The organism is Acrocarpospora pleiomorpha (genome assembly GCF_009687885.1).
Taxonomy (GTDB): domain Bacteria; phylum Actinomycetota; class Actinomycetes; order Streptosporangiales; family Streptosporangiaceae; genus Acrocarpospora; species Acrocarpospora pleiomorpha.
In genome coordinates this window covers 50,264-66,918 of the sequence record NZ_BLAF01000042.1, presented here as the reverse complement: position 1 = coordinate 66,918, position 16,655 = coordinate 50,264, and the positions used below count along the sequence as shown (strand labels likewise).

At 68.1% G+C, this 16,655-nt stretch carries 16 protein-coding genes; 10 read left to right on the top strand and 6 right to left on the bottom strand.

Annotation, left to right across the window (positions count from 1 at the left end; genetic code table 11):
- Positions 1-174 precede the first annotated feature (174 nt).
- The gene (locus tag Aple_RS31735; protein WP_246264918.1) at positions 175-945 is read left to right on the top strand and encodes a neutral zinc metallopeptidase; all 771 of its coding nucleotides are present in this window, start codon (positions 175-177) and stop codon (positions 943-945) included.
- Positions 946-1,016: 71 nt separating this feature from the next.
- On the top strand, positions 1,017-1,844 hold the full coding sequence (locus tag Aple_RS31730) for a CPBP family intramembrane glutamic endopeptidase (RefSeq protein ID WP_155348401.1): 828 nt from the start codon (positions 1,017-1,019) through the stop codon (positions 1,842-1,844).
- 265 nt (positions 1,845-2,109) lie between these two features.
- Here Aple_RS31730 and Aple_RS55730 read toward each other — a convergent pair whose 3' ends face one another.
- The 4 genes from Aple_RS55730 to Aple_RS31710 form a co-directional block, all read right to left on the bottom strand.
- Positions 2,110-2,934: a class I SAM-dependent methyltransferase gene (locus Aple_RS55730; RefSeq protein WP_155348400.1), complete on the bottom strand. Its 825-nt coding sequence runs from the start codon at positions 2,932-2,934 to the stop codon at positions 2,110-2,112.
- A 38-nt stretch (positions 2,935-2,972) separates the two neighbouring features.
- On the bottom strand, positions 2,973-3,692 hold the full coding sequence (locus Aple_RS31720) for a PIG-L deacetylase family protein (RefSeq protein WP_155348399.1): 720 nt from the start codon (positions 3,690-3,692) through the stop codon (positions 2,973-2,975).
- 104 nt (positions 3,693-3,796) lie between these two features.
- Positions 3,797-4,705 (bottom strand): M23 family metallopeptidase, encoded by a 909-nt coding sequence (locus tag Aple_RS31715; RefSeq protein ID WP_155348398.1) that lies wholly within the window; start codon positions 4,703-4,705, stop codon positions 3,797-3,799.
- A gap of 85 nt (positions 4,706-4,790) precedes the next feature.
- Entirely contained in the window at positions 4,791-5,138 is a 348-nt protein-coding gene (locus tag Aple_RS31710) for a hypothetical protein (RefSeq protein WP_155348397.1), read from the bottom strand.
- A gap of 205 nt (positions 5,139-5,343) precedes the next feature.
- Between Aple_RS31710 and Aple_RS31705 the strand changes: the two genes are divergently transcribed.
- The 6 genes from Aple_RS31705 to Aple_RS31680 all read left to right on the top strand — a co-directional run bounded on the left by Aple_RS31705 (position 5,344) and on the right by Aple_RS31680 (position 13,244).
- Positions 5,344-6,210: a hypothetical protein gene (locus Aple_RS31705; RefSeq protein ID WP_155348396.1), complete on the top strand. Its 867-nt coding sequence runs from the start codon at positions 5,344-5,346 to the stop codon at positions 6,208-6,210.
- 9 nt (positions 6,211-6,219) lie between these two features.
- Complete coding sequence (gene pcrA, locus Aple_RS31700; RefSeq protein WP_170321751.1) at positions 6,220-8,430, top strand: DNA helicase PcrA; 2,211 nt, start codon at positions 6,220-6,222, stop codon at positions 8,428-8,430.
- A gap of 98 nt (positions 8,431-8,528) precedes the next feature.
- Entirely contained in the window at positions 8,529-8,933 is a 405-nt protein-coding gene (gene icmB, locus Aple_RS31695; RefSeq protein ID WP_155348474.1) for a coenzyme B12-dependent isobutyryl CoA mutase small subunit, read from the top strand.
- A gap of 184 nt (positions 8,934-9,117) precedes the next feature.
- Positions 9,118-10,299 (top strand): ADP-forming succinate--CoA ligase subunit beta, encoded by a 1,182-nt coding sequence (sucC, locus tag Aple_RS31690; protein WP_155348395.1) that lies wholly within the window; start codon positions 9,118-9,120, stop codon positions 10,297-10,299.
- On the top strand, positions 10,299-11,174 hold the full coding sequence (gene sucD, locus Aple_RS31685) for a succinate--CoA ligase subunit alpha (RefSeq protein WP_155348394.1): 876 nt from the start codon (positions 10,299-10,301) through the stop codon (positions 11,172-11,174). Before sucC ends, sucD begins: the two co-directional genes overlap by 1 nt.
- A 651-nt stretch (positions 11,175-11,825) precedes the next feature.
- Complete coding sequence (locus tag Aple_RS31680) at positions 11,826-13,244, top strand: cell division protein PerM (RefSeq protein WP_246264917.1); 1,419 nt, start codon at positions 11,826-11,828, stop codon at positions 13,242-13,244.
- 40 nt (positions 13,245-13,284) lie between these two features.
- Here the strand turns inward: Aple_RS31680 and Aple_RS31675 are convergent, their stop codons facing one another.
- Positions 13,285-13,689: a hypothetical protein gene (locus Aple_RS31675; protein WP_155348392.1), complete on the bottom strand. Its 405-nt coding sequence runs from the start codon at positions 13,687-13,689 to the stop codon at positions 13,285-13,287.
- 59 nt (positions 13,690-13,748) lie between these two features.
- Here Aple_RS31675 and purN point away from each other — a divergent pair, with 59 nt between their 5' ends.
- On the top strand, positions 13,749-14,390 hold the full coding sequence (gene purN, locus Aple_RS31670) for a phosphoribosylglycinamide formyltransferase (protein WP_155348391.1): 642 nt from the start codon (positions 13,749-13,751) through the stop codon (positions 14,388-14,390).
- Positions 14,387-15,928 (top strand): bifunctional phosphoribosylaminoimidazolecarboxamide formyltransferase/IMP cyclohydrolase, encoded by a 1,542-nt coding sequence (gene purH / locus Aple_RS31665; RefSeq protein ID WP_155348390.1) that lies wholly within the window; start codon positions 14,387-14,389, stop codon positions 15,926-15,928. Before purN ends, purH begins: the two co-directional genes overlap by 4 nt.
- Before the next feature lie 43 nt (positions 15,929-15,971).
- Here the strand turns inward: purH and Aple_RS31660 are convergent, their stop codons facing one another.
- Positions 15,972-16,640: an FHA domain-containing protein gene (locus Aple_RS31660; RefSeq protein WP_155348389.1), complete on the bottom strand. Its 669-nt coding sequence runs from the start codon at positions 16,638-16,640 to the stop codon at positions 15,972-15,974.
- Between the last annotated feature and the right edge of the window lie 15 nt (positions 16,641-16,655).

The window sequence follows — 16,655 nt, the reverse complement described above, 5'->3', positions numbered from 1 at the left end:
CCCTGTGGGTGATCAGGGCGCTGGCGGGGGCGGGCGGAGCCCGAGGGAAAACAAAGGGATGGGTGGGTGGGAACCATCCCTGGCCTACGTGACTTGTCTGGCTGTTACTCGGTGGTGATGGAGATGTCGTCATTTTGGCTGATTTGACGGGCGTATTCGGGCCACGATGAAGGGGTGTTCGCTCGAAGAGTTGCTGCTGTCATTGTCGCGGCGTGTGCTGTTCTGCCAGTCTCCGCATGCGGAGCCGTCACCGGGGTCGGTTCGTCGGGGGAAGCGAACCGGGCCGAGACCGCGCCCGCCTCAGGCGTCGAGACCGATCCCGGCTCGGGATCGGATTCCGGAGCCTCCAGTGACCCCAATGCGGCGGGCGCGTCCTCGGGATGCGATGAGGCCGGTGACACATTCGCCAGCGATGTCCGGCTGGCCCGCTGCCTGACCGAGAACTTCTGGGTCCGCCAGTTTCAGGCGAGCGGGGGAACCTACCAGCCCGTCCAGGATTTCGTCTCCTACAACGGTTCTGACGGTCCCACCTGTGGTGGTGAGCCTTCTGTCCCAAACAACGCGTTCTACTGCTCTGACGGACATTTCATCGCCTTCGACGCGAACTGGCTGGAAGGCCTATACCAGCAGCTCGGCGACGCCGCCGTATATGTCGTGATCCCTCATGAATTCGGCCACGCCGTGCAAGCCCAACTCGTCCAGAATTTCAACTTCAGCAAAGAACGCGAACTCCAAGCCGACTGCTACGCCGGCGGCACCCTCGGCGCCCTCATCCAATCCCAGCAACTCAAAGCCGACCCCGGCGACGACTCCGAAGTCATGAACAACTTGATAGCCGCCGGCGACCCCACCGACGCCTGGTGGGAACCCGGTGCCCACGGCACAGCCGAACAACGCATCTCCGCCTTCGTCACCGGCTACCAACAAGGCGTCTCCGCCTGCTGACCCCACCACACGCCGACCCCAATGCCTTACCGCACCGGCTAACGTCGGTGGATGTGGTGAGCGGAGATTCGATGGCGGGATTGAAGGCTGTCGTGGTGTGTTGCGGGGTGCTGGCTGGCGCGAACGTGATGAACAACGTCGTCGCCAAACGTTGGGCCCCGGCGACGTCGGCGTTGGCCACGGCGGTGCTGTTGGGGGTTGCGCGCCGGGAAGGGCTGCGGGGGGACGAGCTTGGGTTCGCGCGCTGGAAGCAAGGTGTGACGATTGGTGGCGGGCTGGCGGCAGCGGTCGCGGCTACGTACGCGATGGGAATCAGCCTGCCTCGAACGCGGCCGTTGTTCCGGGACGAACGGGCGCTCGCGCTTTCGCGTGCTCGTCTGCTGGAGGAGGCGCTGCTTCAGGTCCCGGTCGGGACGGTCATGCTGGAGGAAATCGCCTTCCGCGGCGTTCTCCCCGCCCTGCTCACCCGTTCCGTTCAACCGAAGACGGCCGCAGCCATCTCCTCGGCTCTCTTTGGTTTGTGGCATATCCTCCCCGCTCTGGACATGGCTCGCGCCAACCCATCACTCAGCCGACTGGCCGCCGGAGAACTCGATACAACATCTGCCCCGGAACCGCCCCATTCGGACAAGAGCCAGCTGCCCGCCCCTGTCACGGGCGGCACGGCAACGAACACGGGCGAACGGGTGCGACTGGTGGCTGGAACGGTCGTAGCGACATCAGTGGCCGGAGCGTTCTTCTCGGCACTGCGGCGACACGGCGGGCTTTTGGCCCCTGCTCTCGTTCATATCGCCACGAATTCATTCGGATACGTCGCGTCACGAATCGCGCGCCGGATTGACGCGCAGTCGGAACGGCAAACGAGCACGGAGACCGCTTCAAGCGCCACGACGACTTAGAGCACCTAACACCATGAGCAGGTTGCCGGGTTGCTCACCGTTATCCGGCGCCGTTAACGCGGGCGGTGGTTCTCGCCGCACCGGCGCCACGGGTAGCAGCGGCATTCTGTTTGGTGTTCCTAGAGCGCCTACAGAACGAGCAGGTCGCCGCGTGATTCGCCGTTATCCGGCGCCGTTTACGCGAGTGGTGGGTCCACGCCGCACCGGCCGTAATCAATGTGTCTGTGGCTGTCTGCCAGGTGTTTGTGGCCCTCTGGCAGGTGTCTTAGGGGCGGATGGCGGTGGTGAAGCGGAGGGGCATGGTGTAGGTGAGGGTGCCGTTGGGGGTGGTGAGGGGGCGGAGGCCCTCGGTGAAGGTGCGGTGGGCCTCGGGGAGGGTGGATTGGGGGATGGATTCCATCATGCCGCGGGTGCCTGCTGACCAGAGCCAGGACCAGTAGTGCTCGGGGGTGGGGAAGAGGATCTCCTGGAGGTGGTCGGTGCATTCGATGGTGGTGAAGTCTTCGAGGAGGTCGTGGAGGGAGGCGATGGTGCGGAGGCGTTCGGAAGGGGTGGGCTGGTTGGTGGCTGGGGGTGGGGGGAGGTAGGGGGTGAGGAGGTTGCGGAGGGTGGCTTGGAGGGCTTTGTCTTCTTCGCGGTCTTCGGCGAAGGTGGCGAGGGCCAGGCGTCCGCCGGGGCGGAGGACGCGGGCGATCTCGGCGGCCGCTTGTGGCATGTCGGGGACGAAGAAGAGGACCAGGCCGCTCTGGACCGCGTCGAAGGAGGCGTCGGGAAAGTCGAGGGATTCGGCGTCGCCGATGGTGACCCGGGCATTGGTCACGCCTCTTCGTTGGATGTCGCGACTGGTCTCGTGGACCATGCCGGGCGCCAGGTCGATGCCGTGCACGAAACCTTCGGATCCGACCCGTTCGGCCGCCGGGAACAGGCTCGCGCCCCGGCCGCAGCCGACGTCGAGCACGCGCTCGCCGGGTTGCGCGTGCTGCGCGAGCCGCATTCCCACAGGGCCGAAGAAATCCACCCCGACCTGCTCATAATCGGGCGCGGCGCGGTCGAAGACCCCCGCGAGATATGCCTTCGCCTCTTCGCTCACGCCGCGACCCTACGCCTTCACACCGACATTTCCAGGCCTCAGCCGGTCGGCACCACCAGGAACGCCTCCGCGAAAGAGCCCTCGGGCAGGCCCGCCTGAATCGCGTGGTTGGCCAGGAATGTCTTCACCATCTTCTCCAGGTCGGGCATGTGACCTGTCTGGGTCTCATGGGCCCGGAGGGCGGCGAGTTTGCGGTCGACCGTGGTCGTGATGTCCACGTAGTGGTTCGGTGACGGTGAGCCGATCAGCCACACCTCGCGGACGGTCCAAGCCTCCAGGCCCTCGTCGTTGAGGAGTTCGGGGAACGCGTACGGATTGCGGGCGTCCGGATACACCGCGTCCAGGGTCGCGCCGCCGACCGCGCGATGGTCGGGGTGGCTGGGGCCGATCCGGGCGTAGTTGCGTTCGGGGGTGGAGGTGATGACGAGGTCGGGCCGTACCTGGCGGATGACGCGGGCGATGTCGCGGCGCAGGGCCAGGGTGGGTTCGAGCATTCCGTCCGGGTAGCCGAGGTTGCGTACGTCGGTGACGCCGACCTGCTTGGCCGCCGCGACCTGCTCGGCGTGCCGGATCTCGGCCATGTGCTCGGCGTTCACCGTACGGTCGAAACCGCCCGCGTCGCCGGACGTGGCCAGCAGATACACCACTTCCACGCCGCGATCGACGAAGGCCGCGATCGTCCCGGCGCCGCCGAAGTCGATGTCGTCCGGGTGCGCGGTGACGACCAGAACCTTGCCGATGTCCGCTGGGTCCAACACGGGCGTTTCCTCCTTGAGTCTCCAGCGCCAACTCTCAAGCCCCGCCGGTAATTCCGGTACGGCTCCCGCCACACGGGCGGAAGCCGTACCAGGAGGAAAGGGATCTAGCAGTCGCGGATGACGACGCCGTTGTTGTCCTTGGCTTCGTCATTGCCCCAGCGGGTCAGGTAGTAGGCGGAGACGTACTGGTTCTGCCAAGGGCTGCCGCTGTCCAGGTCGGTCCTCAGCCACCAGTGGTTGTAGGCGCTGCCGACCTGCACGATCGGGCCCCAGACCTTGCAGAACACGTAGTTTGTGCCCGCGTTCAGGGTGCCGGTGCGGGTGCCGCCGGGGGTGGAGTAGCCGGGGGCGGCGGCGAAGGTGTCGACGTAGTACCTGGCCGGCGGGGGCGGGGGCTGGGTGCCGCCGCAGCTGTTCACGTTGCGGTAGGTCTGGCCGTTGGCGGTGCCGTAGGTGGCGCCGTTGAACACCTGGGAGACCCGCTCGGTGCCGGCCGCGCCCCAGCTGGCCACGCCGTCGCCGTTGCTGTCGAAGGCCTGCTCGAAGTGCAGGTGCGGGTGGTTGTTGGAGGTCGGCCCGGTCCGCCCGACGGCGCCGATGACCTGGCCCTTGGAGACGACGGCGCCGACGCCGACGGCCCGCGACTGGAGGTGGATGCCGGTGGTGAACCAGCCGCCGCCGTGGTCGATCTGGATCATGTTGCCGGCGTTGGAGTGGAAGAAGGACTGCACGACCCGGCCCGCGGCGGCGGCCACGAACGGCGCGCCCTCGGTGCCGACCTGGTTGGGCTCCTTCACCATGTCCAGGGCGGGGGAATGCGCCCAGGTGTCGAGGCGCCACTGCTGGCCGCAGGGGAAGGGCAGCTGGAAGTCGGGGCGGGCGGTCATGGCGACCTTGGCACTGGCGGAGGCTGCCGTGTGGGTGGCGATGGGCAGTGCCGCCGCGGCCAGGGTGAGCGCGAGCAGGACGGACCGGCCGAATGCCGGGCGGCGGAGCAGGGAGAGAGCTGACATCGGGATTCTTTCCTTTCAGATTAATTCAACAAAACGTGAATTTTTGTGGGCGTGACTGGTACGAGTGGTGGTGCTGGGGAGGGGTTCAGCAGTAGGGGAGGCTCATGGAGACCAAGTCCCAGTTATCGACATAGAGGGCGGGGATGAAGACGCGGCCCGTGCCGAGGTCAGTCATGACCCACCAGTTGCTGACATAGCCGCCCAGGACGACGGTGGCGCCCATGGTCTGGCAGTAGATGAGGTGCGAGCCCCGCTTGACGATGCCGACCGGGCGGCATGTGGGGGTGTCGTTCAGGCAGGGGCGGGGGCGTCCGGGTGCGTCGGCGTACGTGGTGACGTACGTGCCGGGTAGGGCTTGAGCGGCCGAGGGGAGCACGGCCGCCGCGAAGAAGGCGAGCGCCGCGATGAGCACGAGCCGGGCGGTTGTACGCATTGAGTCCTCCTCATGACTCGTCGGGGTGTCGACCGAAATCAAGCCACGCGGTGGGCGGCGGACGTCAGGGGGTAACCGCCCAGAACCGTTCTGAACGGCGTTCTCCCAGGTGAGGGGGTTCGTTCAGAATCGGTTGATTCTGGGTTGCGCGCCCGGCATGATGACCGTGCCGAAAACGTCCGGCTCTTTGAGGGGGCCGAGTGCCATGGCCGTCAGCGACGATCCGCCTCCGCCCGCCCCGGAGGGCGCGACCGGCTGGCCCGAGTTCACCGAGAAACTCCGCGAATTACACGCGTGGTGCGGTCGCCCCAAATACGCGACCTTGTCGAAGAACTCCGGCCTCGCGCCGTCGGCGATCTCCAACCTGATCGGCCGCAACCCGCTCAGCCGCCCGCCGGAAGCCGCGACCCTGCGCTTCGTCGAGGCCTGCCTGACCCACGGCGGACGCTCCCCGAAGACGATCCAGGACCAGACCCGCCGCTGGCACGCGGCCTGGTCCGCCCTGGCCAACCGGGAAACCGCCCCCGCCCCTGCTCCTCGTCCGGTACGGCAACGCCAGCCCATCGGCGTCGTCGTGCTCGCCGTCGCCTTCGGATTGGCGGGCGCGCTCTGGGGATTGACCCGATCCTCCGCCGAGGTGCCGTTCGTCAACACCGCCGCACCGCCCGGGGACGCGGTGCCCCGATGCGCGCCCACCTCGACGACGATTACCGACGCCCGGCAGGGACAGACCTGGACCGGCCTGTACGAATGCCCAAACACCCCAGGCGCGGACGTGTACGAATTCCCGCGCACCGGGGTGATCGTCGGCCAGTTGGAGTCCAATCCGAGCTGGTTCGTGTGCTGGGCCAAGGGCGAACGGCATCAGGGCGGAAACGACATCTGGTACTACACCCAGGGTGATCATTCGGCCGGGAAGCGAGAACTCGACGCGTGGGGATACGTGCCGGGGTTCATGCTGGACACCGACCTCGACCCCGATCCCGGCCTTACCCGCCAATGCGGCTTTATCGAAGGGGTCCGGGGGGAGTCTTCCGCTGGAGCGCAGCGAGTTGTCGGTCGGCGGCAATAACCTAGGGGAGTGTCGAGCCTCGTAACCCACCCCTTGCTAGACGGCCTGAATCCCCAGCAGCGGGAGGCCGTGGTTCATCAGGGCGGGCCCCTGCTGATCGTCGCGGGGGCCGGGTCGGGGAAGACGCGCGTGCTCACGCATCGCATCGCGTATCTGCTGGCGGAGCGGCACGTGCATCCGGGGGAGATCCTGGCGATCACCTTCACCAACAAGGCCGCCAAGGAGATGAAGGAACGGGTCGACAAGCTGGTCGGGCCGCGGTCCAAGGCGATGTGGGTGATGACGTTCCACAGCGCGTGCGTGCGGATCCTGCGGCGCGAGTCCAAGCGGCTGGACCTGCCGTCCAGTTTCTCGATCTACGACCAGGCCGACTCGCAGCGGCTGATGGCGATGGTGTGCCGGGAGCTTGACCTCGATCCGAAGAAGTATCCGCCGCGGTCGTTCTCGGCGCAGGTGAGCAACCTCAAGAACGAGCTGGTCGACTACGACACGGCGGCGGACAAGGCGCAGACGCATCTGGAGAAGCAGATCGCGGAGGCGTACAAGCTGTATCAGCGGCGGCTCGTCGAGGCCGGGGCGATGGACTTCGACGACCTGATCATGAACACGGTGGCGTTGTTCCAGCTCTTCCCGGATGTGGCCGAGCATTACCGGCGGCGGTTCCGGCATGTCATGGTGGACGAGTATCAGGACACCAACCACGCGCAGTACACGCTGGTCAAAGAGCTGGTGGGGACGCGGACCACGGATGTGGACGGGGAGCCGCTGGAGCCCGCGGAACTGGTCGTGGTCGGGGACGCGGATCAGTCGATCTACGCGTTCCGGGGGGCCACGATCCGGAACATCCTGGAGTTCGAGCGGGATTACCCGCTGGCCAAGACGATCCTGCTGGAGCAGAACTACCGGTCGACGCAGACGATTCTGAACGCCGCGAATGCGGTGATCTCCCGGAACGCCAGTCGTAAGCCCAAGAGTCTCTGGTCGGATCAGGGCGCGGGTCCCAAGATCGTGGCGTATGTGGCCGACAACGAGCACGACGAGGCGATGTTCGTCGCGCAGGAGGTCGACCGGCTGCACGACGAGGAGGAGATCACGCCGGGGCAGGTGGCGGTGTTCTACCGGACCAACTCGGCATCCCGGGTGTTCGAGGAGATCTTCATCAGGACCGGGTTGCCGTACAAGGTGGTCGGGGGGGTTCGGTTCTACGAGCGTAAAGAGGTCAAGGATCTGCTGGCGTACCTGCGGGTGCTGGCGAATCCCGGCGATACCGTGTCGTTGCGTCGCATTCTTAATGTGCCCAAGCGGGGGATCGGGGATCGGGCCGAGGCGACCATCGAGGCGTTCGCGGGGCGGGAGCGGATCAGCTTCTGGGAGGCGCTGCGCCGGGCCGACGAGGCGCCCGCGCTGGCCACCCGGTCGCTGAACGCGATCAAGGAGTTCATCGCCATGCTCGACGACCTGCGGGCGAAGGAACTGCCGCTCTCCGATCTGGCCGAAGAGGTGCTCGCCGGGACCGGCTACCGGACCGAGCTGGAGACCTCGGGCGATCCGCAGGATGAGAGCCGGCTGGAGAACCTGAACGAGCTCATCTCGGTGGCCGCCGAGTTCGAGGGGGCCAATCCGGAGGGCACGCTGGTCGACTTCCTGGAGCAGGTCTCGCTGGTCGCCGACGCCGACCAGATCCCCGAAGGCGAGGACCACGGCGGCGTGGTCACCCTGATGACCCTGCACACCGCCAAGGGCCTGGAGTTCCCGGTCGTCTTCCTGACCGCGCTGGAGGACGGCGTCTTCCCGCACATGCGCTCGCTGAGCGATCCGAAGGAACTCGAGGAAGAACGCCGCCTCGCCTACGTCGGCATCACCCGAGCCGAACAGCGCCTCTACCTCTCCCGCGCGGCCGTCCGCACCTCCTGGGGCGCTCCCTCCTTCAACCCCGCCTCCCGTTTCCTCGGCGAGGTTCCCCAAGACTTGATCGACTGGCGCAACGACCCCAAGAAGAACGCCTGGCGCGCTGCCACCGCCCGCACCTCCCCGGCCAAGTCCTCCGACCGCGCCATCCCCAACCTCAACCCCGGCGATCGTGTCACCCACGACTCCTTCGGTCTCGGCACCGTCATCTCCATTGAGGGCAAAGACGGCAAAACCAGCGCCAAAATCGACTTCGGCTCCTCCGGCCAGAAGACGCTGATCCTCGCGTACGCCAAACTCGAAAAGTTGTGATCCCACAGCGATCATGTGCGCGCGCCGGAAGGTCTGGATGACTCTGCCCGCTGGTCGTATGTCAGCAGTGGGGGTGCGGCCATATGTACAGTGCGGGCATGGACTCCAGGATTCGGGTGGTTGTCGGCAAGCCAGGGCTTGATGGTCATGACCGCGGTGTGAAGGTTGTCGCTCGCGCGTTGCGGGATGCCGGGATGGAGGTCATCTATACCGGGTTGCATCAGACGCCTGAGCAGATCGTGCAGACCGCGATTCAGGAGGACGCGGCCGCGATCGGGCTGTCGATCCTGTCTGGGGCGCATATGACGCTCTTCGCGCGAGTCCTGGAAGTGCTGCGCGAGCAGAACGCGGAGGACATTGTGGTGTTCGGCGGGGGGATCATTCCGGATGAGGACATTCCGGAGTTGCAGCGCCTGGGGGTGGCCCAGATCTTCACTCCAGGCGCGACCACGGAGGAGATCGTTGACTGGGTGCGCGCCTCCATCCCGCAAGCCGCGCGGTAGCGAACTGGAGGGTTTTGGGCATTTTGTAAGACCCTGCCGTAATCGGAGAGCCTTGGCAAGAGTTCAAGCGCACCCCATGACAGGGCCACCCAGGAGCTGGGGCTAGGCTTCTTGCGCGGAAAAGCCAGGTTGGATGAGCCGCCTGGCCGCTGACATCTAGGCGACATCAAAGGGACGGACCCTCGTGGACCTGTTCGAACATCAGGCGAAGGAGCTCTTCGCGGAGTACGGCATCCCGGTGCCGCGCGGAATTGTCGCGCACACCGCGGAGGAGGCGCGCGCGGCGGCCGAGCAGCTGACCGGGCGTGTGGTCGTCAAGGCCCAGGTCAAGACCGGGGGCCGGGGTAAGGCCGGAGGCGTGAAGGTGGCCGATGACGCCGCCGACGCCGAAAAGAAGGCGGGTCAGATCCTCGGGATGGACATCAAGGGCCACACGGTCCACAAGGTCCTGATCGAGGAGGCGAGCGATATCGCGGAGGAGTACTACTTCTCCTTCCTGCTCGACCGGGCGAACCGCACATTCCTCGCGATCTGCTCCGCTGCTGGCGGGATGGACATCGAAGAGGTCGCGCACACCGCGCCGGAGAAGGTGGCGAAGATCCCGGTCAGCCCGATTACCGGGGTGGACCTGGCGAAGGCCCGGGAGATCGCGAAGGCGGGTGGGTTGCCGGAGCGGTCGCTGGACGGGGCGGCCGCGCTGATCGAGAAGATCTGGGCCGTCTTCGTGGACGAGGACGCCTCGCTGGTCGAGGTGAACCCGCTCATCCTGGCCGCTGACGGGCAGGTCAAGGCGCTGGACGGCAAGGTCACGCTGGACGAGAACGCCGAGTTCCGCCAGAAGGAGCACGAGGCTTACGTGGACAAGGCGGCTGAGGATCCGCTGGAGGCACGGGCCAAGGAGAAGAACCTCAACTACGTCAAGCTGGATGGGTCCGTTGGGATCATCGGCAACGGCGCGGGCCTGGTCATGTCGACGCTGGACGTCGTCGCGTACGCGGGGGAGTCGGTTTCCGGGCGGCCCAAGCCGGCCAACTTCCTGGACATCGGCGGTGGCGCGTCGGCCGAGGTGATGGCGAACGGGCTGGAGATCATTCTGTCCGATCCGGCGGTCAAGTCGGTGTTCGTCAACGTGTTCGGTGGGATCACCTCTTGCGACGCGGTCGCCAATGGCATCGTGTCGGCGTTCAAGCTGCTCGGGGACCGTGGCGAGGCTGTGACCCGGCCGCTGGTCGTCCGGCTGGACGGTAACAACGCGGCGCTGGGCCGCGACATCCTGCAGGGCGCTGGGCTGCCCGGCGTGGAACTGGTCGACACGATGGACGAGGCGGCCAAGCGGGCCGCCGAACTCGCTGCGGTAGGTGCGTAATGGCGATCTGGCTCACCGAGAACAGCAAGATCATCGTGCAGGGGATCACCGGGTCGGAGGGCACCAAGCACACGCTGCGCATGCTCGCCTCCGGTGCCAAGGTCGTCGGCGGGGTGAACCCGCGTAAGGCCGGGACCGTGCACGAGGGGCTGCCCGTCTTCGCCACGGTCGCCGAGGCGATGGCGGCCACCGGCGCCGACGTCAGCGTCATCTTCGTGCCGCCGGCGTTCACCAAGGACGCCGTCAGGGAAGCCATCGACGCGGGCATTCCGCTGGCCGTCGTGATCACCGAGGGCGTCCCGATCCACGACACGACCGAGTTCTGGGCGTACGCGGTGTCCAAGGGCAACAAGACTCGGATCATCGGCCCGAACTGCCCCGGAATCGCCTCCCCGGGCGCGTCCAACGCGGGCATCATCCCGGCTGACATCACCACGCCCGGTCGCATCGGTCTGGTCTCCAAGTCGGGCACGTTGACCTATCAGCTGATGTATGAGCTGCGTGACTTCGGCTTCTCCACGGCCGTGGGCATCGGGGGTGACCCGGTGATCGGGACCACTCACATCGACGCGCTTCAGGCCTTCCAGGAGGACCCGGGCACCGACGCCATCGTGATGATCGGTGAGATCGGCGGCGACGCCGAGGAGCGTGCCGCCGCCTACATCGAGCAGCACGTGTCCAAGCCCGTCGTGGCCTACGTGGCGGGTTTCACCGCTCCCGAGGGCAAGACCATGGGCCACGCGGGTGCGATCGTCTCCGGCTCGGCCGGAACCGCCCAGGCCAAGAAGGAAGCCCTGGAGAAGGTCGGCGTCCGCGTCGGCAAGACCCCCAGCGAAACCGCCCGCCTCATGCGCGAGGTCATGCAGGCTCGCTGACTCTCGACGAATCCTTGGTGCCGGTCCTCACTGCACCGGCACCAAGGGGCGTTCAAGCCTCCGGGCTTACCGGGTTATTCCCACCCGCCCAGCCCTTTGTTTTCCCTCGGGCTCCGCCCGACCCCGTCATCGCCGTGGTCACCCAAACGGCACGACCGTCATGACAGCGTGGTTCTCCCACCCGCCCAGCCCTTTGCCTATCCTCGGGCTCCACCCGCCCCCGTCGTCGCCGTGGTCGTCCGAGACGAACGACTATGACGCCAGGTGGTTCCGCTCAGCTCTTTGATTTCGCTCGGGCTCCGCCCGCCCCCGTCGTCGCCGTGGTTGCCCGAGACGAACAACTTTGACGGCAGGTGGTTCTTCCACTTGCCTATCCTCGGGCTCCGCCCGCCCCGCCAGCACCGTGGTCGCGGGGCGAAATGACAGCCATAGGATCGTGGATCTCCTGTCCTACCGATCCGGAGGATCATCCATATTTACGGCGCGGCGTGACCACCTGAGCGGTGGGGCTTGAGAACATCGGGTACTGTGACGGCGCTTCTTGACCAGATTCGGACTGTCCCCAGGGCCGTCTTCGGTGACGAGGATCGGCGGCCGCTGCCGGTTTCGGGGATGTTGGCGGCGGCTTTGACGCTTGGTGTGGGGTTGGCCGTGTTGACCACGCTGACGCTGCTTGGGTGGATAGCGGCGCCGCGGACGGCGTTCGGGCAGGGGCTGCCGGGGGTGTTCCGGACGGCGTGCCAGTTGTGGCTGGCGGCGCACCATGCGGGGTTCGCCATTCCGGGGGGACGGGTGGGGCTGCTGCCGCTGGGGTTGATGATCCTGCCGGGGACGCTGCTCTACCGGGCGGGGCTGTGGATGGCCAGGGACGCGGACCTGCGGCTGCGGATGCCCGCGCGGTTGCCCAAAGGGACGCCGAAGGATCTGGCGAACGCGCGGCGGCGGGCGCAGTTCGTGTTGATCGCGCGGGCGGGCATCTCGCTGGCCGCGCCGTACGCGCTGCTGGCGGGCATGATCGCGCTGGTGGCCTCGAACGAGGTCACCCAGCCGTTCCTGGGGGAGGCGCTGGTCAGCCACTTCCTGCTGGCGTTCGTGGCCGGTTCGGTGGCGGTGGCCCGGACGATCGGGCCGTGGCGGTCGATGTTGCGGCTGCTGCCGGAGCGGCCGAGGTCGGTGGTGGTGGGCACGGCGGTGGCCATGTCGATGATGCTGGCCGCGGGTCTGCTGCTGGTGCTGGGGTCGATCGTGGTCAACTTCGACGAGATCCAGCAGCTGTCGGACGTGCTCAGCCCGGGGTTCGTCGGCGGAATGCTGCTGCTTCTGGTTGAGGGGCTTTATCTGTTCAACGCGGTTATCTGGGGCATGGCGTACATCGCGGGCCCGGGGTTCGCGATCGGTGCGGGCACGCTGGTCGCGCCGACGGGGGTGAAGCTGAGCACGCTGCCGACGTTGCCGCTGCTGGGCGCGCTGCCCGAGTCCGGCGCGGTGCCGCCGTGGCTGATGGCGGTGATCGCCGTGCCGTTCGCGGCGGGGACGGTGGCGGGGGTGGTGGTCGCCAGGATCGCCCCGACGCCGTCGCTGGAGGCGGCGCCGCTGTGGGGGTTCGTCTGCGGGCTGTCCTCGGGTGGGGTGGCAGGGCTGTTGGCGGCGCTGTCCGGCGGGCCGCTGGGCGGGGCGCGCCTGTCGGCGGTGGGGCCGTCTCCGTGGGAGGTCGCGCTGTCGGTGACGCTGGAGGTGGGCGTGGCCGCGGGCATCTCGGCGGGCCTGGCCAATTGGTGGCTGATGTCCCGCTCCCCGGCAGCCCCGATCAAGAAAGCGGTCGGCAAGGTCGCCAAGAAGGTCAAGCCGGTCAAACCGCTCCCCGGTCACTGGATGGACGCCACCGAGGCCGACACCATGCCCATCCCGGTCATCAAGGACGACTGGACCGACGAACACGCCGACACCGACGCGTTCCCCCGCAAACGCTCCGAGCCGGTACGCCCCGGCCGCAACGACATCGTCGACGAAACCGACGACCGCGGCGGCCACGTCATCTACGTCGACCCCTACGCGTGGGACAAGGACTGATCAGCCCAAGAGCAGACAACCCGCATCCAGAAAGACTGGGTCACCCAGGCAGTGGCATGTCCGACGGCCACGGCACGCCCAGTTTGTTCTCCAGGGCGCGTTTCAACGCCCCCGTGCACTCCTGCTCGGCGGTAACCGTCCCCGCCCCCTTCCGGCACTCCGCGTACGCGGTGAGTTCGGCTGAGAAGTACACCTGCACGAGCGTGGTCACCGCCCCGAGCAGGAACGCGATCACGGAGATCACGATGGCGCTGACCGCCATGCCGGTGCGCTGCTTGGCCCGGCCGAGCAGGCGCGTGTCCCGCACGCCCACCACGAAGCCGAACACCGACAGCGCCAGGCCCGCGGCGGGCAGCATGAATGTGAAGATCAGTGCCATCAGGGCCAGGGTCAGCGCCCGGCGCCCGCCCAGTTCCGGCGTCGACACTTGCAGCGGTGTAGTCACGTTCTCCTCGCCCGATACCCTTTTCCCGCACCCGTTGACTCGCCGTTAGGAGATTCGTCCTGTCTTCCCGGCTCGTGGTCCTCGTTTCGGGTTCGGGGACCAACCTACAAGCCCTGCTGGACGCCGCGGCAGATGACGCCTTCGGCGCCGCCGTCGTCGCCGTCGGGGCCGACCGCGACGGCATCGAGGGCCTGGCCCGCGCCGAGCGCGCCGCCGTCCCGACGTTCGTCGTCCGGGTCGGCGACCACGCTACCCGCGCGGCCTGGGATGCGGCGCTGGCCGCCCGCATCGCCGAGTACAAACCGGATCTCGTGGTCTCCGCCGGATTCATGAAGATTCTCGGTCCGAGCGTGCTGGACGCCTGGCCGGTCGTCAACACCCACCCCGCCCTGCTGCCCGCTTTCCCGGGCGCGCACGCCGTCCACGACGCCTTGGCGTACGGCGTGCGCGTCACCGGCTGCACCGTGCACCTGGTCGACGCGGGCGTGGACACCGGCCCGGTGATCGCCCAGGAGGCGGTCGCCGTACGGGACGAGGATGACGAGGGCACGCTGCACGAGCGGATCAAAACGGTCGAGCGCCGGCTGCTGGTCGACGTCGTGGGCCGGCTGGCCCGCGAGGGCTGGCACACCCGGGGCCGGCGCGTGCGGTTCGGCCGGGTAGCGCAACCAGGGGACACAACACAGGAGGAGCACCCGTGACTCGGATCGCCATCCGGCGCGCGTTGATCGCCGTTTACGACAAGAGCGGGCTGGAGCAGCTGGCCAGGGGCCTGGAGGCGAGCGGCGTGGAGATCGTCTCCACCGGCGGCACGGCCGCCGCGATCGCCTCGTTCGGCATCCCGGTCACCAAGGTGGAGTCGCTCACCGGCTTCCCCGAGTGCCTGGACGGCCGGGTCAAGACCCTGCACCCGCGGGTGCACGCGGGCCTGCTCGCCGACAGCGCCAAGCCGTCCCACGTCAAGCAGCTGGAGGAGCTGGAGATCGAGCCGTTCCAGCTGGCCGTGGTCAACCTCTACCCGTTCCGCGAGACGGTGGAGTCCGGCGCGTCCGACGCCGACTGCGTGGAGCAGATCGACATCGGCGGCCCCGCGATGATCCGCGCCGCCGCCAAGAACCACAGCACGGTCGCCGTGGTGACCGACCCCAGGGCCTACCCCGAGGTGCTGACCGCCCTGGCCGAGGGCGGCTTCACCCTCACCGACCGCCGCAGGCTGGCCGCCCGCGCCTACGCGCACACGGCCTCCTACGACATCGAGGTCGCCTCCTGGTTCGCCAACGTGTACGCGGCGGAGGAGGCCTGGCCGAACTTCATGGCCGCGTCCTGGCAGCGCCGCGCCGCCCTCAGGTACGGCGAGAACCCGCACCAGCAGGCCGCCCTGTACTCCGGCCAGACCGGCGGCTTGGCCAACGCCGAGCAGCTGCAGGGCAAGGAGATGTCCTACAACAACTACGTGGACGCCGACGCCGCCTGGCGGGCGGCCTGGGACTTCGAGCGGCCCGCCGTCGCGATCATCAAGCACGCCAACCCGTGCGGCATCGCGGTCGCCGACGACGTGGCCGAGGCCCACCGTAAGGCGCACGCGTGCGACCCGGTCTCCGCCTACGGCGGGGTGATCGCCGTCAACCGGGAGGTGACCCGAGAGCTGGCCGAGCAGATCGCGCCCATCTTCACCGAGGTCGTGATCGCCCCGTCGTACGCCGCGGACGCGCTGCCGCTGCTGACCGGCAAGAAGAACCTGCGCCTGCTGGCCTGCCCGCAGGGCCCGGCCAACCCGGCCGAGTTCCGGCGGATCGACGGCGGCCTGCTGGTGCAGCGCACCGACCGTTTCCAGGCCCCCGGCGACCAGCCGGAGAACTGGGAGCTCAAGGCGGGTCAGCCCGCTTCCGAGGAGGTCCTGGCCGACCTGGCGTTCGCCTGGCGGGCCTGCCGCTCGGTCAAGTCCAACGCGATTCTGCTGGCCTCGGGCGGCGCGTCGGTCGGGGTGGGCATGGGCCAGGTGAACCGGGTCGACTCGGCGCGCCTGGCGGTCTCCCGGGCGGGGGACCGGTCGGTGGGCGCGGTCGGCGCGTCGGACGCGTTCTTCCCGTTCGCGGACGGCCTGCAGGTGCTGATCGAGGCGGGCGTGCGTGCCGTCGTCGAACCCGGCGGTTCGATCCGGGACGAGGAGGTCATCGCCGCCGCCGAAGCCGCCGGAGTGACGCTCTACTTCACCGGCACCAGGCACTTCTTCCACTAGCCGTCACTACTCGGCGCGGTGGCGAACACACCGCGCCGAGGTGTTAACTGGCCCGGCGGCTCGCGGCTCCCGCCGCGGGCTGCGCGGGCGCCCCGGTGGGGGCCGCCGACTCGGTCGTCCGTTGCGGCGGGACCACCGGTGTCGGCCGGACCAGGCCCAGCGCGACCACCTCGTTGGCGAGGCGGGTGCGCCGGTTGGTGCCCTCCGGGATGCGGAACTTCTGGTAGAGGCGGAGCAGGTGCTGCTTGACCGCCGCCTCGGTCACCACCAGGTCGTCGGCGATCTCGCGGGCCGTGGCCGGAGCCACGAACGCCTCGTCCGACAGTGCCGGGCGGCACAGTGAGGTGAGCACGTCGACCTCGCGCCGGGTGAGTTCGGGTGCGGCGGCCCGCCGCAGCTCGACCTCGGGCGCGATGTCCTCGCGGGGCACTCCGCCGACCCTGGCCCTGGCCGCGCCGAACGACACGACGTCGCCGTCGTCGAGCACCCTCCGGGCGATCGGCCTGCCGTTCACCCGCGTGCCGTTCCTGGACAGGCCCAGGTCAACGACATACAGGTACGGCCCGCGGCGGACGAATTCGGCGTGCAGTCGTGACACGCTCGGATCCGTCAGCCGGATGTCGGCCCCTCGGCCCCGGCCGATCGTGGTGATCTCGGGGCGCAAGGGCACCACCTCGCCGGTGTCCTCGATCCGTATGAACGGCCCCTCCACGGCAGTTCCTCCCCA

Coding starts and splice junctions, on each gene's coding strand:
- Aple_RS31730 (WP_155348401.1), top strand. CDS start 1,017: ATGGCGGGATTGAAGGCTGTCGTGGTGTGTTGCGGGGTGCTGGCTGGC.
- Aple_RS31715 (WP_155348398.1), bottom strand. CDS start 4,705: ATGTCAGCTCTCTCCCTGCTCCGCCGCCCGGCATTCGGCCGGTCCGTC.
- Aple_RS31710 (WP_155348397.1), bottom strand. CDS start 5,138: ATGCGTACAACCGCCCGGCTCGTGCTCATCGCGGCGCTCGCCTTCTTC.
- Aple_RS31705 (WP_155348396.1), top strand. CDS start 5,344: ATGGCCGTCAGCGACGATCCGCCTCCGCCCGCCCCGGAGGGCGCGACC.
- icmB (WP_155348474.1), top strand. CDS start 8,529: ATGGACTCCAGGATTCGGGTGGTTGTCGGCAAGCCAGGGCTTGATGGT.
- sucD (WP_155348394.1), top strand. CDS start 10,299: ATGGCGATCTGGCTCACCGAGAACAGCAAGATCATCGTGCAGGGGATC.